This is a genomic window from Aeromicrobium sp. Leaf350 (assembly GCF_916858655.1).
Lineage (GTDB): Bacteria > Actinomycetota > Actinomycetes > Propionibacteriales > Nocardioidaceae > Aeromicrobium.
Genome location: NZ_CAKASL010000001.1, coordinates 1,159,114 through 1,174,613, shown reverse-complemented (window position 1 = coordinate 1,174,613; position 15,500 = coordinate 1,159,114). Strand labels below are relative to the sequence as shown.

General features: G+C 72.3%; 7 protein-coding genes. 5 read left to right on the top strand and 2 right to left on the bottom strand.

The window, feature by feature from the left end; genetic code table 11:
• The first annotated feature begins 20 nt into the window (after window positions 1-20).
• On the top strand, window positions 21-8,636 hold the full coding sequence (locus tag LO931_RS05955) for an isopeptide-forming domain-containing fimbrial protein (RefSeq protein ID WP_229052362.1): 8,616 nt from the start codon (window positions 21-23) through the stop codon (window positions 8,634-8,636).
• Window positions 8,637-8,646: 10 nt separating this feature from the next.
• On the opposite strand, the gene LO931_RS05950 is transcribed toward LO931_RS05955, so the two are convergent.
• Together LO931_RS05950 and LO931_RS05945 are read right to left on the bottom strand one after the other, a co-directional pair.
• On the bottom strand, window positions 8,647-8,808 hold the full coding sequence (locus LO931_RS05950) for a hypothetical protein (RefSeq protein WP_229052361.1): 162 nt from the start codon (window positions 8,806-8,808) through the stop codon (window positions 8,647-8,649).
• A gap of 7 nt (window positions 8,809-8,815) precedes the next feature.
• Window positions 8,816-9,676 carry a hypothetical protein gene (locus tag LO931_RS05945; protein WP_229052360.1) on the bottom strand — a complete coding sequence of 287 codons (861 nt, stop codon included), beginning with the start codon at window positions 9,674-9,676 and terminating at the stop codon, window positions 8,816-8,818.
• 231 nt (window positions 9,677-9,907) lie between these two features.
• Here LO931_RS05945 and LO931_RS05940 point away from each other — a divergent pair, with 231 nt between their 5' ends.
• From LO931_RS05940 to LO931_RS05925, 4 genes are read left to right on the top strand one after another with little or no spacing between them, the layout of a single operon-like run.
• Window positions 9,908-11,299 carry an NAD-dependent malic enzyme gene (locus LO931_RS05940; RefSeq protein ID WP_370636096.1) on the top strand — a complete coding sequence of 464 codons (1,392 nt, stop codon included), beginning with the start codon at window positions 9,908-9,910 and terminating at the stop codon, window positions 11,297-11,299.
• A gap of 12 nt (window positions 11,300-11,311) precedes the next feature.
• Window positions 11,312-13,603: an FdhF/YdeP family oxidoreductase gene (locus LO931_RS05935; RefSeq protein ID WP_229052359.1), complete on the top strand. Its 2,292-nt coding sequence runs from the start codon at window positions 11,312-11,314 to the stop codon at window positions 13,601-13,603.
• Window positions 13,600-14,424 carry a formate dehydrogenase accessory sulfurtransferase FdhD gene (gene fdhD, locus LO931_RS05930; RefSeq protein ID WP_229052358.1) on the top strand — a complete coding sequence of 275 codons (825 nt, stop codon included), beginning with the start codon at window positions 13,600-13,602 and terminating at the stop codon, window positions 14,422-14,424. Before LO931_RS05935 ends, fdhD begins: the two co-directional genes overlap by 4 nt.
• Complete coding sequence (locus LO931_RS05925; protein WP_229052357.1) at window positions 14,424-15,374, top strand: NTP transferase domain-containing protein; 951 nt, start codon at window positions 14,424-14,426, stop codon at window positions 15,372-15,374. Before fdhD ends, LO931_RS05925 begins: the two co-directional genes overlap by 1 nt.
• Window positions 15,375-15,500 lie beyond the last annotated feature (126 nt).

Genomic DNA, 15,500 nt, shown 5'->3' with positions numbered 1-15,500 from the left:
CGGGGCAGCAGGAGGGAATCATGGCGTCACGCCATTCGGCAGCACATCGTGCTGCCCGCACGCATCGTGCTGTCCGGACGCGCCGGGGCGCGTGGCGAGCCGTCGCGCTCGGGATCTCGACGCTGTTCGTCGCCTCGGGCGTGGTCGCCGTGCTCACGAGCCCGACGCAGGCCGCGGGCTCGATCACGTTCTCGAAGTCCGCCGACGAGTCGGTCCTCCAGGGCGGCCAGGTGTCGTACACGCTGACCGCGAGCAACCCCTCCGCGCCGGGCGCCGTCCCGCAGTACAACCTCGGCTTCCGCGACGTGCTGCCCCTCGGCGTCACCTACGTCGGCGGGTCGACCTCGCCCGCCGCCTTCGGTGAGCCCGTCGTCCTGACCGATCCCGTGACCGGCGGCCAGGTGCTCGTCTGGCAGAACGTGGCCGACCTGGCGGTCGACCAGACCCAGGCCCTGACCTTCAAGGCGTCCGTCGCCGGCACCGGCCCCCAGGCTCGTCCCGTCGGCGACACCCTGCTCAACACGGCCGGCGCGTACACCCACGAGAACCCCCGCACGATGCCCCGCTTCGAGACGAGTGGACCGTCGATCGGGCAGCCCCGTGCGTCCACGTACTCCGCGGGAGCGACCGACGACGCCTCGACCTCCGTCACCGCGATCCAGGTCACGAAGTCCGAGCCGAGCCCCGAGGGCGAGCTGCTCCGCGGCGTGCACGACCACGACACGGTCTACACGCTGACCGTCACGAACAACGGCATCCACCCCACGAACGCCGTGACGGTCACCGACCACCTGCCGGCGAGCCTGGAGTTCCTCGGCTGCGGCACGACCGACAGCTCGAGCGCCGTCGAGTACCCCGGTGCGCCGCGCCTCGACGTCTCGACCCAGGACGTGCCGAGCTGCGCGTCGCCGGCGTCGGTCACGACGGTCGACAGCGACCTGCCGACCGGGTACCCGGCGGGCGTCTACACCCGCGTGCAGTGGAACGTCGGCACCCTGGCGCCCGGCCAGAGCGTCCAGATCCTCTACCGCGCCGGCGTGCCGATGCGGTCCAACGTGATGCCAGCGAACCCGGCCGCGTTCGTCTCCACGGCGAACCTCGACAACAACACGGGTGCGCCGACGCGCGAGGGGTCGAGCGAGACCTCCGCCGTCAACCGGGTGCGGGCCGAGGGCCTGTTCCAGGGAACGACCCTCGCGGGCCAGACGAACGTGCTGGTCTCGGCGGCCACGACCCACACCGTGTCGATCGAGGACCTCGCGGTCCAGAAGATCGCCGACCGGGGCACCTTCGTCGACGGCCAGCGGGTGACCTACACGCTGCGCGTGCGCACGGGCGAGTACGCCAGCGCCGCCGACGTCGTGCTGACCGACCAGATGCAGGACGGGCTCTGCCCGCTCGACGCGACCACGAACCACACCCCGGCGCCCGGCGCTCCGGCGTGCGCCCCGGGCGCGGGGCTCGCGCCGTCCGTCGCCTTCGCGTCGGTCACCGACAACGGTGCCGCCGGGTTCACGGTCGTGTTCGCCCCGATCAGCCTCGGCGCCAACCAGGTCACCGACGTCGTCTACCGCGCCGGCATGCGCGACGGCTACGCCGCCGACTCCGAGCCGACCTCGGCCGGCGACGCCTACAAGAACTCCGTCTCGCTGACCGGCGTGACCTCGACGCTGCCCGCCCAGCTGCCACCCGGCCCGACGGGCCCCGTCACGGTCGCCGACGCCTCCGAGCACACCCTCGGCTCCGGCGCGCCCGTGCTCGACAAGACCATCGGCGCCTACGCCGACCCGGCCGCGTGCGGCTCCGCGACGTACGGCAACAGCTCCGGCCCGGGCGCGCTGACCGACGGGCAGCGGTCGTTCCGTGAGGGCGACCGCGTCTGCTTCCGCCTGCGGGTCGCCTTCCCGGCGGGCTCCTCCACGCGCGACGCCGTGCTGACCGACTTCCTGCCCGACGGCGTGACCTACGAGACCGGGTCGGTCACCCCGACCGCTGCGTCGACCCTGACCCCGGCCGAGATCGTCGTCGCCGAGGCGGCCGACTCGGTCACGTTCCAGCTCGGCACGACCGTCGGTGCCCACCGCTACGTGCAGCCCGGCGAGGTCTTCGAGGTGACGCTCTCGGGCGTCGTCGCGAACGACACGTCGCCCTCGGTCGACATGCCCGGCAACCTCGCGAAGCTGCGGTGGGTCGACCGCCAGGGCCGCGCCGTGTCCTCGCGCGACCAGGTCGACTTCGTGCTGCCCCCGCCGCCGCCCGTCGCGGTCGTCAAGCAGGTCCGCACCGTCACGCCGACCCCGACGACCCCGAAGGACCTCGAGGAGGTCCGCCACGGCACCGTCGTCCGCTACTCGGTGGACGTCACCAATGGGGGCACGGCCGCCGTCGGCAACGCGATCGGCGTCCGCGACCCCGAGGTCTGGGACGTCCTGCCGCAGCCGCTGCGCTGCGGTGACGTCGTCGCGGGGTCGTACACCGCCACCAGTCCGTCCGGGACGGTCACGCCCACCGTGGTGTGCACCAACCCGGGCCAGGCCGGGCACCCGGACGTGACGGGTGCGGCCACCAGCTCCGTCGTGCGCTGGACCGTCCCGGTGACCATCGCCCCGCTCGAGCAGGGTGCCGCCAACCGCCTCCGTCTGGAGTACGACGTCCTCGTGCCGGTGAGCACGAGCCAGGGCGTCACCCACACGAACACGGCAGCCGTGCGCACGTACGTGACGCCGACCAACACCGGCGGCACCGCGCCGCACTTCCCGGCCTCGAACGTGGACCGGGCCGTGCCGGCGTCCGCGGTCGACACGACCGCCGCGTCCGACACCGCCGCGATCTCGCTGCCGGCGGCGACCGTCAGCAAGACCGCCGTGACCTCGCTGAACGAGACCGGCAACAGTGCCGCGCAGGCGGTGCCCGGCGAGACCGTCACCTACACCGTCTCCACCACCGTGAAGGCGGGGACCACCCTCTACAACGGCGCGGTCACCGATCCCCTCCCGGCGAACCTGACGTTCGTGTCGGCCGCGACGACCACCGCGACGCCCCCCGGGACCACGCTGACGTCCAGCGCGGCGGTCGTCCGGCTCACGTTCCCGACGACCTACACGAACGCGACCTCTCTCGACCAGACCTTCGTCTTCACCGTCACCGCCCGGGTGCAGGTCGGTTACGCGTCCCACAACCAGGCCCGCACCAACACCGCGACCGTCACGAGCACCAGCGGCCCGTCGATCCTCAGCCCGGCCGTCACGCCGCAGTCGGCGTCGGTCCTGACGACGATCGTGCAGCCGAGCCCGTCGCTCGCCAAGGCGGCGAGCGTCGCCGCACCCGTCGCCGGTCAGGCGGTCACGTACACGCTGACGGCCTTCAACACCGCCGGGCGACCGGTCCTGCACGACACCAGCGTCGTCGACTGCGTGCCGACCGGGCTCACGGTCGATCCTGCGACGCTCCCCCCGGGCCTGGCCATCGCCGCCGACACGTCTGGATGCGCCACCGGGACCGGCACCAAGCTCGTGTGGACGATCGGAGACCTGCCGCCCGGCAACCGCTCGATCACCTACCTCGCGACCGTCTCGGCGGCCGCGGCCGGCAACCAGGCCTACGTGAACCGTGCTGCGCTGACCGGCAGCACCCTTCCGAACGACGTCAACGACACCACCGTCGAGCGCGTCATCACCACGAGCGCGAACGCCACCGTGACGGTGCCCGGTGCGACGCCCGTCAAGGCACTGGCTCCCGGCAGCGAGGCGAAGGCCGTCGGCGACACCGTGACCTACACGGTGACCGTGCCGTTCGCGGCCAACATCAACTTCTACGACGCCCGGGTCCTCGACACGCTCCCGGCCGGCCTCGACGTCGGCTCGCTCCAGACCGTCTCGGTCGTCTGCCGCTACCCCGATCAGACCGCGTGCGCGACGCCGACGGTCGGCAGCACGCCGCTGACGTCCTCGGACCGCACGGTCGGGTGGTTCCTCGGCGACCTGACCAGCCAGACGCGCGTCCGCACGGTCGTCGTGACCTTCACCGCGAAGATCGCCGACGTGGCGTCCAACCAGGCCGGCACGGCCGTCGCCAACACCGCCAGCGTGGCGTGGAACTACACGAACAAGACCGACCCGACCTCGGTCACGGCGACGAGCGACCGGCCCCCGGTCGCCTCGAACACCGTCACCACGACGGTGCTGGAGCCGCAGCTCGGCGTCGCGAAGACGGTCAGCAACCCCAGTCCCGCGCCGGGCGACGCCCCCTTCACGTACTCCGTGACCGTGACGAACCAGACCGGACCGAACCGGGCCCCGGCGCACGACGTGCAGGTCGTCGACCGCGTGCCGTTCGGCATCGTCGTCGACACCGCGACGCTCGTCGCGTCCGGCGGCGCCTACGACCCCCTGCAGCGGACGATCACCTGGACGGTGCCCTCGCCGATGGCCGTCGGCGCCACGCAGACGTTCACGTACGGCGCGAGCCTCGCGGCGAGCAGCATGATCGACACGGCCGCTCGCACCAACACGGTCCAGGTGACCTCGTGGGAGAGCCTGGCGACGGGTGGGCGCACGTACCCGGAGGCCGGTGACCCCGTGCCGACGGCCACCGCGACCGTGACCCCGCGCTTCCCGCACGTCGTGGTCTCCAAGAGCGTGGCCGACCCGGTCGCGTATGCCGGTAATCCGACGTCGTTCACCATCACGGCCGTCAACGACGGCACGGCTCCGGCCTTCGACGTCGACCTGACGGACGTGCTGCCCGAGGGCTGGAGCTTCCAGGACGGCAGCGCCCAGATCTCGGTCGCCGGCGTGCCGCTCACCGGGGCGGTGCTCGTGCCGACCGACGACGGTGCCGACCCCGCCACGCTGGCGTGGAACGACCTGGCCCCGGCCGGCCTCCCCGTCGGCGCGACGATCGTCGTCTCCTACGCGGCGGTGCCGAGCGCGGACGCGCTCGAGACGCCGGGCGTGACCGCGCCCGACGGCACCCGCGTCGACCACACGAACACCGTGTCGGTCCTCGCGGAGGACGCGACCGGTGCGACCGCGAACCAGTCCGGCAGCTACGCCGGACCCGCGGCGTCGGCCTCCGCCCAGATCCACAGCGCCGACCTCTCGGTCGTCAAGGCGGGTGTGGGCGATCCCGTGGCCGGCACGTCCTTCAGCTGGACGCTGACCGTCGCCAACGGCGGACCCGACGCAGCGGTGGGGCCGGTCACCGTGACCGACACCCTGCCGCCGGCCGCGCAGCTCTCCGGTGTCACGGCAGGCGGCACGGGCTGGAGCTGCAGCATCAGCGCCGGCTCCGCCACCTGCACGCATCCGGGTCCGGTCACGAAGAACCAGACGCTCCCGGTCGTCACGCTGACCGGCACGGTCGCCTCGACGGTCGCCGCCGACGCGGTGATCACGAACGCCGCGACCGTCACGGCGCGCACCCACGACCCGGACACCAGCGACAACACGTCGTCGGTCGACGAGGCCGTGGACGTCCAGGCCGACGTCCGGATGGTCAAGTCGCTCACGGGTGCACTCGTCGCCGGCGAGACCGCGACCTACACGCTCGCGGTCACGAACCTCGGGCCCTCGGCCTCGGCGGGACCGGTCGTCGTGACCGACACCCTGCCCAGCGGCACGACCTTCGTCAGCGCGACAGGTCCGACCGGACTGAGCTGCCCGGCGCCGGCCGGCGGCGTGCTGACCTGCACGTTCGCCGACGGGCTCCCGCTCGGCGGTGGCTTCGAGGTCACGGTGAAGGTCGCCGTCCCGGCCGACCGCACCGCCGACGTCGTGAACACGGCCACGGTCGACGCGCCGGACGACCCCAACGCCGACAACGACTCCTCGACGGTCACCACGACGCCGGACCGCACCGCGGTCCTGTCGATCGAGAAGGCACTGGCGGGTGACGACCCGCTCGTCTCCGGCGCAGAGGGCACCTACCGCCTGACCGTCACGAACAGTGGCCCCTCGACCGCGACCGACGTGACGATCACGGACGTCCTCCCGACCTACCTCACCTTCGTGGGGACGGGCAGCGACGCCACGTGCTCGGCGGCCGGCCAGACCGTCACGTGCGAGCGACCGGACGAGCTGGGTGTCGGCGCCGACGAGGCCTGGGAGCTCGACCTGCGGGTGCGGGTCGCCTCCGGGTACACGGGCGACATCGAGAACACGGCGTCGGTGACGGCCACGGAGGACCCGACCGGCGACGACGACACCGACAGCAACACCCCGGACCAGCGGTCCGACCTGACGATCGAGAAGTCCCACACCGGCGAGGTCGTGGCCGGCGGTGACGTCACCTACACCGTGGAGGTCACGAACGACGGACCGTCCGACGAGCCGGGACCGCTCGAGGTCGTGGACACCGTCCCGGCGGGGCTGACGTTCACCGGCGGCCCGGACGACGGTCCCGGCGACGACGGCTGGAGCTGCGAGGCCGGCACCGGGGCCGACGCCGGAACCGTGCTGTGTGCCCGCACCGACGGCCTGACGAGCGGCGACTCGACGTCGCTGGACCTCACCTTCACGGTGGCGTCCGACGCGGGTCCCTCGACGCTGACGAACCGGGTCCAGGTCGACGGCCAGAACACCGATCCGACCCCCGGCAACAACGTGGCGCTCGACCCGACCGACGTCGTCGACCGGGTCGACCTGACCGTCACCAAGCAGGCGCGCGTGGCGTCCGTCGATGCCGGTGCGCCGGTCACGTGGGACGTCGTGGTCACCAACGCCGGCCCGTCCGACGCGGACAGCGTGACGGTCACCGACACGCTGCCGGCCGGTCTCTCGCTGGTGTCGGTCTCCGGCACGGGCTGGACCTGCCCCGACCCGGGTCCGGGCTCCTTCACCTGCTCGCGCCCGACGCTCGCCCCCGGCGCCGCGCCCACGCTCACCGTCGTGACGACGGTCGGCAGCGGAGTCGCTCCCGGATCCACGATCCTGAACACGGCCACCGTCGCCACCGTCACGACCGAGGTGTCGACGACGAACAACTCCGGGGAGGACTCGGTGGCCGTGACGGCCTCGGCGGACCTCGAGCTGGCCAAGACGGTCGCCCCCGACCAGACCCCGGTGGCCGGCGAGCAGCTGACGTTCGACCTCCAGGTCAGCAACACGGGTCCGTCGGACGCGGCCGGGCCGGTCACGGTCACCGACGACCTCCCGGCCGGCATGACGTACGTGGGTTCCGCCGGTCCGTGGACCTGCACGCCGGGGACGGCCGGCCCGACCGGTCAGCAGGTCGTCTGCGTGCTGGACGACGACGCCGGGATCGTCGCGACCGCGGCGGCGCCCCTGCTCTCGATCACCGTGCTGCTGGCGTCGGACTCGACGGGTGACGCGCTGGTCAACGAGGCCTCCGCGACGTCCGGGACGACGGACCCCGACGGCGCCGAGGACACCGCGACGGTGACGCCCGCCGGCTCGGTGGACCTCTCGGTCGTCAAGAGCCACACGGGTCGGGTGCGGGTCGGCAGCGACCTCACGTTCACCTTCGCCGTGCGCAACGACGGCCCCTCGACGGCCACCGGCGTGCGTCTGCAGGACGTCCTTCCCGCGGGCCTGACGCTGGTGCCGGGCTCGGTCTCCGGACTCGGCTGGACGTGCGACGACGACACCGTCGACTGCACGTTGGACGACCCGCTCGCCCCGCAGACCGACGCCGCCGTGGTCTCGATGACCGTGGTGGTGGAGCCGGGCGCGTACCCGAGCATCGACAACACGGCCACCGTCGGCTCCACGGAGCCCGACCGTGACACCGACGACAACTCCGACACCGACACCGTCGCCGTGCCGGCGCTGAGCGACCTGACCCTGGTCAAGGAGCTCCAGGGCACGCTGCAGGTCGGGGCGCAGGCCACCTACCTCCTGTCCGTGTCGAACGCCGGACCGACGGCCGACCCGGGCCCGATCACCGTGGTCGACGCCCTGCCCGCGGGCCTGTCCTACGTGGCGGCCGAGGGCAGCGGCTGGGACTGCGAGGCCGATGACGACGAGGTCGTGGTGTGCCTCTCGGACGATCCCCTGGCTGTCGGCGCCTCGACGACGATCGAGCTCACCGTGGCCGTGGGGCCGCAGGCCTACCCGACCGCCACCAACAGCGCGACGGTCTCGTCGCCGTCGGAGGACAACGGGGTCACGGGCGGCAACGGCTCGACCACGACCGATCCGGTCGGTGGCCGGGCGGCGCTCACGATCGACAAGTCGCTGACCTCGCTCGTCGACCGCACGGCCACGTGGTCGCTGACGGTGGTGAACACGGGGCCGACACCGACCTTCGCCCCGGTCGTGGTCACCGACGACCTGCCCGCGGGGCTGACATTCCGGTCGGCGGGCGGCACGGGCTGGACCTGCGGCGAGGCCGCAGGGGAGGTCACGTGCACCTACCCGGCGGTCGTCCCGGTCGGCACCTCGTTGACGCTCACGGTCGTGACCGACGTGACGGCAGCGCCGGGCTCGACGATCACGAACGTCGCGACCGTCGACGGCCAGGCCGGGGGCGCGGACGTCGCCACGGCGTCGGACGACGCGGTGCTCGAGCTGCCGAGCACCGGCGGCCCGGACGGGTGGATCGCCGCGATCGCGGTGCTGCTGATCCTGCTCGGCGGCCTGGCCGTCGTCCGCGGACGGCAGCTCACGAACGGCTGAGGCCGGCCGGCTAGCGAGCAGCAGGCTTCGGTCGCCCGGTCATGCGGGAGCCGCGCCGGACCTTGATGACCGACTCCTCGCCCGTCTTGGTGCGGACGGTGACGTCGGCCCATCGGGCGCTGGTGGGCTCGACCTTCAGGATGGCGCTGGTCATCTCGTCGGTGTCACGCATGGTGTCCTCAGGATCGGTCGAAGTAGAGCAGAGCGTACAAGGCATGCGCGTACGCCATGCCGAAGGGAACGTCGACGCGCGGACGGAACGCTCCGCGCCGTCTGGTGTCCACGCACAGCACCGCGATCACGTTCTCGTTCGAGATCGGACTGCGGACGGACGTGACGCGGTCGGCCTCGATCGGCCACACGATCGCCGCGGTGTACGGGAACTTGCCGGAGCTGCGGAGCGAGTCGGGCCAGTGGGAGTTGCGGTACTCCCGGTTCAACCACAGCCGCGGCAGGTCGTTGCTGTGGAAGGCGTCGCGGTTCGCGACCACGAGCTCGAAGTCGCTGTTCTCGCGCACGAGGTCCGGTCGCTCCTCCGCGATCCGGCGGACCTCGTCACGGTCGCTGCGCGACACCGTTGCCGCGAAGAGCTCGGACCGCAGGTCGGTCGACCCGGCAGCGGTGCCCGCGTCCTTGGCCTCGGCGTAGATCTCCTTGATCGACGCCCGACAGTTGGAACCCGTGACGAGGGTGAACGCCTCGGCGAACGCGGAAAGGCTGTCGTGCAGGCCGTGAAGAGCGTCTTCCAGGCGCACCCCGCCGAAGACCACGGAGTCCGTCACCTCCTTGAGGCGGCGGTGAGCGCGATCCATGACGAGAGCGGCCTCGGAGTACCGGGACCATCGTTCCTGTCGCACGTACCTGACGATCAGGAAAGAGGACAGGGCGCAGAGGTAGACGATCGGGATGGCTGCGGAGTTCCAGCCGATCGTCGCGAGGACGGTCAGCACGAGGCCGAGGATGGAGGCCAGGTTGGCGACGGCGTTGACCGGGCGGGTGGCGAAGTCGCCGAGCACGCGGCGAGTCTCGGCCAGGTCCATCGAGTGTCGCTCCCAACGCGGATTGTGGTGACCGAACCGTAGACGGGAGTTCGCCAGCGTCGCCGATACCGCGTGTGAATCGTCCGATTCCGAGGTGACCCGCGGGTAGGGGTGGACACGGGAGGCGCGGCAGCGTGGGATCGAGGGGTGAGCGACCAGAACGAGACCCCGACCACCCCTCCTGAGACCGTCGCGCCGCCCGAGGCTGCCGTCCCCGCGCGCGCCCCGAGCGTGTCGCACTCGATCACCGTGAGGCTCGAGGTGCCGGCGGGTGGCTCAGCCGTCGGCGGCCTGACCGCCACGGTCGAGCAGGCCGGTGGCCTGGTCACCGCGCTCGACGTCGTGCCGTCGGGGGTCGAGCACCTGCGGATCGACCTGACGGCGGCGACGTCCGACACCGACCACGCCGACGCGATCGTCGCGGCGCTGGTCGCGATGGGCGACGTGACGGTCAAGAAGGTCTCCGACCGGACGTTCCTGATGCACCTCGGCGGTGTGATCGAGGTCGCCACGAAGCACCCGCTGCGCAACCGCGACGACCTGTCGATGATCTACACGCCGGGCGTCGCGCGGATCTCGCAGGCCATCGCCCGCGACAAGGAGGACGCCCGCCGCCTCACGATCAAGCGCAACAGCGTCGCGGTCGTGACCGACGGGTCAGCCGTGCTCGGGCTCGGCAACATCGGGCCGCACGCGGCCCTGCCGGTCATGGAGGGCAAGGCGGCGCTGTTCAAGTCGTTCGCCGACATCGACGCCTGGCCCATCTGCCTCGACACGCAGGACACGGAGCAGATCATCGAGACGGTCGCCGCGATCTCGCCGGGCTTCGCCGGCATCAACCTCGAGGACATCTCGGCGCCGCGCTGCTTCGAGATCGAGGCACGCCTGCGCGAGCGGCTCGACATCCCGGTCTTCCACGACGACCAGCACGGCACGGCGATCGTCGTGCTCGCGGCGCTCGAGAACGCGCTGCGCGTCGTGCGCAAGGAGCTCGGCTCCGCCCGCATCGTCATGGCCGGTGCGGGTGCCGCCGGCACCGCGGTGCTCAAGACCCTGGTGCACGCGGGGGCGCGCGACGTCGTGGTCTGCGACATCGACGGGATCATCCACCCCGGCCGGGCCGGTCTCGACCCCTCGCTGGCCTGGACCGCCGAGAACACGAACCGGGCCCGGGTCGAGGGCAGCCTGCGCGACGCGCTGCCGGGAGCCGACGTGTTCATCGGGGTCTCGGCCCCGAACCTCATCGGGGCGGCCGACGTCGAGGGCATGGCCGACGACGCGATCGTGTTCGCGCTCGCCAACCCGGACCCCGAGATCGATCCCGCCCTCGCGCGTCAGCACGCGGCCGTGGTGGCCACCGGTCGGTCCGACTACCCGAACCAGATCAACAACGTGCTGGCGTTCCCCGGCATCTTCCGGGGCCTGCTCGACGCGCAGAGCCGTGGCATCGACATGGACGTGCTGGTCGCCGCGGCCGAGGCGATCGCGGGCACCGTGACGGGCGACGACCTCGGGCCGAACTACATCATCCCGAGCGTCTTTCACCCCGACGTCCACGAGCGGGTGGCCGCGGCGGTCCGCGGGGTCGTCGAGCGCTCCCGCTCGGGAAGTGCCAAGCCGTGAGACCGTGGAGACATGGTGGAGTTCTTCGGCACGCAGGACGAGACCGAGCTGGACGTGCACGACCAGAAGTCGGCCGCCGCCGGCGTCACCGGGGTGCGGGTCGCGATGCAGCGCGCCGTCGGCCACATGGGCCCGACGCGCGCGACGCAGGCGCTCCTGAAGCTCAACCAGGCCGACGGCTTCGACTGCATGAGCTGTGCCTGGCCCGACCCCGACCCGGAGCACCGTCACACCGCTGAGTTCTGCGAGAACGGCGCGAAGGCGGTCGCCGAGGAGGGCACGACGGACCGGGCGACGCCCGAGTTCTTCGCCGAGCACTCGATCGCCGACCTCGACTCCCACGACGAGCACTGGCTCGGTCAGGCCGGGCGCATCACGCACCCGATGGTCAAGCGCCCCGGCGGCACGCACTACGAGCCGATCGACTGGGACGACGCGTACGCGCTGGTGGCGGAGCACCTCAACGGGCTCGAGTCGCCGGACCAGGCCACGTTCTACACGTCCGGTCGCGCATCGAACGAGGCGGCGTTCGTGTACCAGCTGTTCGTGCGGGCTCTCGGCACGAACAACCTGCCCGACTGCTCGAACATGTGCCACGAGTCGACCAGCGTCGCGCTCGGCGAGTCGATCGGCATCGGCAAGGGCTCGGTCAGCCTGCGCGACCTCTACGATGCCGAGGTCATCGTGATCGCGGGCCAGAACCCGGGCACCAACCACCCGCGGATGCTGTCGGCCCTGGAGACGGCCAAGCGTCGGGGCGCGAAGATCATCTCGATCAACCCGCTGCGCGAGGCGGGGCTGGTCAACTTCCGGAACCCGCAGAAGCCGCGAGGCGTGGTGGGTCGCGGCACCGACCTGACCGACCTGTTCCTCCCGGTCCGGATCAACGGCGACCTGGCCCTGTTCCAGGCGATCGGGTCGCTCCTGGTCGAGTGGGACGCGATCGACCACGAGTTCGTCGAGTCCCACACGGCCGGCTACGAGGCCTGGGCCGAGCACGTCGCGGCGGTCGACTGGAGCACGGTCGAGAAGGCCACGGGCCTGACCCGGGCGCAGATCACCGAGGCCGCGGAGATGATCCGGGGCTCGAGCGCGACGATCTACTGCTGGGCCATGGGGTTGACGCAGCACCGCAACTCCGTCGCGACGATCAAGGAAGTCGTGAACCTCGCCCTGGTGCGAGGCGACATCGGCAAGCGCGGCGCCGGGGTGTGCCCCGTGCGCGGGCACTCCAACGTCCAGGGCGACCGCACGATGGGCATCTTCGAGAAGCCCCCGGAGGCGCTGCTCGACGCCCTGGAGCGGGAGTTCGGCTTCGCCGTTCCGCGCGAGCACGGCCTCGACACCGTCGAGACCATCCGCGCGATGCGCGACGGCACGGTGCGGGTGTTCGTGGGGCTGGGCGGCAACTTCCTGCACGCGGCTCCCGACACCTCGGTCACCGCGGCGGCCCTGCGCCGCACCGACCTGTCGGTGCAGATCTCGACCAAGCTCAACCGCTCGCACCTCGTGACGGGCGACACGGCGTTGATCCTGCCCACGCTCGGCCGCACCGAGGTCGACGAGCGCGCCACGGGCGAGCAGTTCGTGACGGTCGAGGACTCGATGTCCTCCGTGCACGCGTCGCGCGGTGTCCTCGCGCCCGCCTCGCCGCACCTGCGCAGCGAGACCGCGATCGTCGCCGGTCTGGCGGCGGCGACCCTGCGCGGCCCCGACGGCTCCGACCGGCACGGCATCCGGTGGGACGAGATGGCCGAGGACTACGGCATCGTGCGCGACCACGCCTCGCGCGTCATCCCCGGATTCGAGGACTACAGCCGGCGGGCCGAGCGACCGGGCGGCTTCGTGCTGCCGCACCCGCCGCGCGACTCCCGCACGTTCGTGACGACCAGCGGTCGGGGTGAGCTCGCCGTCTCGCCCATCGAGGTGCTGCACGTCCCCGAGGGGCACCTGCTGCTGCAGACGATGCGCAGCCACGACCAGTACAACACCACGATCTACGGGTTCTCCGACCGCTACCGCGGCATCGAGGGCGGACGACGCGTGGTCTTCGTGCACCCCGACGACATCGCCGGGCTCGACCTGCGTGACGGGCAGATGGTCGACCTCCGCTCGGTGTGGTCCGACGGCGACCACCGGGTCGCGCCCGCGTTCCGCGTCGTGGCCTACGACACCCCGCGCGGCTCGGCGGCGGCGTACTACCCGGAGACCAACCCGCTCGTCCCGCTCGACTCCACCGCGATCCACAGCAACACCCCGACCTCCAAGAGCGTCGTCGTCCGGCTCGAGCCGAGGCCGGCGTGAGCGAGGCGGTCACGCACCGCTCGCTGAGCCGCGTCACGGCCGCCGGGACCGAGGTCGTCGACGACGAGGTCGCCGTCGAGGCGCCGCTGGAGATCCGGGTCAACGGGCGCGGCTACGCCGTCACGATGCGCACCCCGGGTGACGACCTCGACCTCGCCACGGGGTTCCTGGTGTCGGAGGGTGTCATCGGCTCGGCCGCGGACCTGACGGGGATCGAGGTGCTCGGCGGAGGAGACCTCGAGGGAGGGGAGGGCGACGTCGTCGACGTCGCCGTGGCGGGTCCGGGAGCGCTCGTCGCGATGGACCGTCAGCGCCACGTCTACACGACCAGCTCGTGCGGGGTCTGTGGTCTGGCGTCGATCGACGCGGTCCGCACGACGTCGCGCTTCGACGTTCTCGGCGACGAGCTCCGCGTCTCGCCGGAGACGATCGCGGCGCTGCCCGACCGGCTGCGCGAGGCGCAAGCGGTGTTCGACTCGACGGGTGGGCTGCACGCCGCCGGCCTGTTCGGCGCAGGGGGAGCGACGGCGGTCGTCCGCGAGGACGTGGGGAGGCACAACGCCGTCGACAAGGTCGTGGGCGACGCGGTGCGCCGGGGCGCGCTGCCGCTGAGCGGTCACGTGCTGCAGGTCTCGGGCCGGGCCTCCTTCGAGCTCATCCAGAAGGCGGCGATGGCGGGGATCCCGGTGCTCGCGGCGGTCAGCGCACCGTCGTCGCTCGCGGTCGACCTGGCCGACTCGGTCGGCATCACGCTCGTCGGGTTCTCGCGTCGCGGCTCCTTCAACGTCTACACGCACCCGCAACGGGTCGAGGGCGCCTGATGAGCCTTGAGCCGTTCGACGCGATCGTGCTGGCCGGCGGGCAGTCGCGGCGGCTCGGACGACCGAAGCAGGACGTGGTCCTGGGCGGGGCGACGCTGCTGCAGCGCACGCTCGCCGCGGTCGAGCACGCCGGCACCGTCGTGGTCGTGGGTCCGCCGCGCGACGACCTGCCGCCCGGGGTGCTGCAGACGCGTGAGAGTCCCGCGGGCGGCGGGCCGGTCGCCGGGGTGGTCGCCGGACTGTCGGCGCTGAACGGCCAGGGCGGCGCGCGGGACGTCCTCGTGCTGGCCTGCGACATGCCGCTGGTCGACCGCGTGGTCGCCGAGCTGGAGACGTGCGGCGGTGCGGACGCCGTGCTGCTGCGTGACCGCGATCGGCTGCAGCCGCTCGCCGCGAGGTTCCGTGTCGACGCGCTGCGGGCAGCCGCCGCCGGGGTCGACGCCGACGGGGCGTCGATGCGGGCGCTCCTGTCGCGCCTGGTGGTCACGCCGCACGACGTCGCTCCCGGCACGACGGACGACGTCGACCGACCGGACGACCTCGCGGTGTGCGGGACCGTGGCCGACCACCTGGTCTCCAAGCCGTACCTGCTGCCTCCGGATGCCGACGTGGCCGCGGCGCGTGCCCTCTTCGTCGACGATCACGTGCACGCAGACCTCATCGTCGACACCGGGGTGCTGACGGCGGTCGTCCTCCGGTCCGACCTGGGCTCCGCGGACGATCGCGCCCGCGCGGCGGACCTCGGTCGGCTCGCGGGCCGCACGGTGGAGCCGTCGGACGACGCGGAGCTGGTGCGCCGGCGGATGGTCGCCGACGGAGTGCGTCGGCTGGCCGTCGTGGGGGAGGACGGGCGCCTGCTGGGGCTGCTGTGCCTGAAGCGGACCGGACTCGGCTTCTGCTCCGACGCCGGAGTCGAAGCCCGACGTCGGGTGGATGCTGCTCCGTCGTAGGTGCGGGACAGGCGGCATGGACCACCCGGCCACCCCGGGCCCTGAAGGGTGAGAGGTCGATCCTAACCGTCCGTTCGGACTGGAACCGCAGCGAATTATCGCGATCCGACCCTTGTACTCGAACGC

Bases quoted from the DNA above. Each gene is read 5' to 3' on its own strand.
- LO931_RS05955 (WP_229052362.1), top strand. From the start codon at position 21: ATGGCGTCACGCCATTCGGCAGCACATCGTGCTGCCCGCACGCATCGT.
- LO931_RS05950 (WP_229052361.1), bottom strand. From the start codon at position 8,808: ATGCGTGACACCGACGAGATGACCAGCGCCATCCTGAAGGTCGAGCCC.
- LO931_RS05935 (WP_229052359.1), top strand. From the start codon at position 11,312: ATGGTGGAGTTCTTCGGCACGCAGGACGAGACCGAGCTGGACGTGCAC.
- LO931_RS05945 (WP_229052360.1), bottom strand. From the start codon at position 9,676: ATGGACCTGGCCGAGACTCGCCGCGTGCTCGGCGACTTCGCCACCCGC.
- LO931_RS05925 (WP_229052357.1), top strand. From the start codon at position 14,424: ATGAGCCTTGAGCCGTTCGACGCGATCGTGCTGGCCGGCGGGCAGTCG.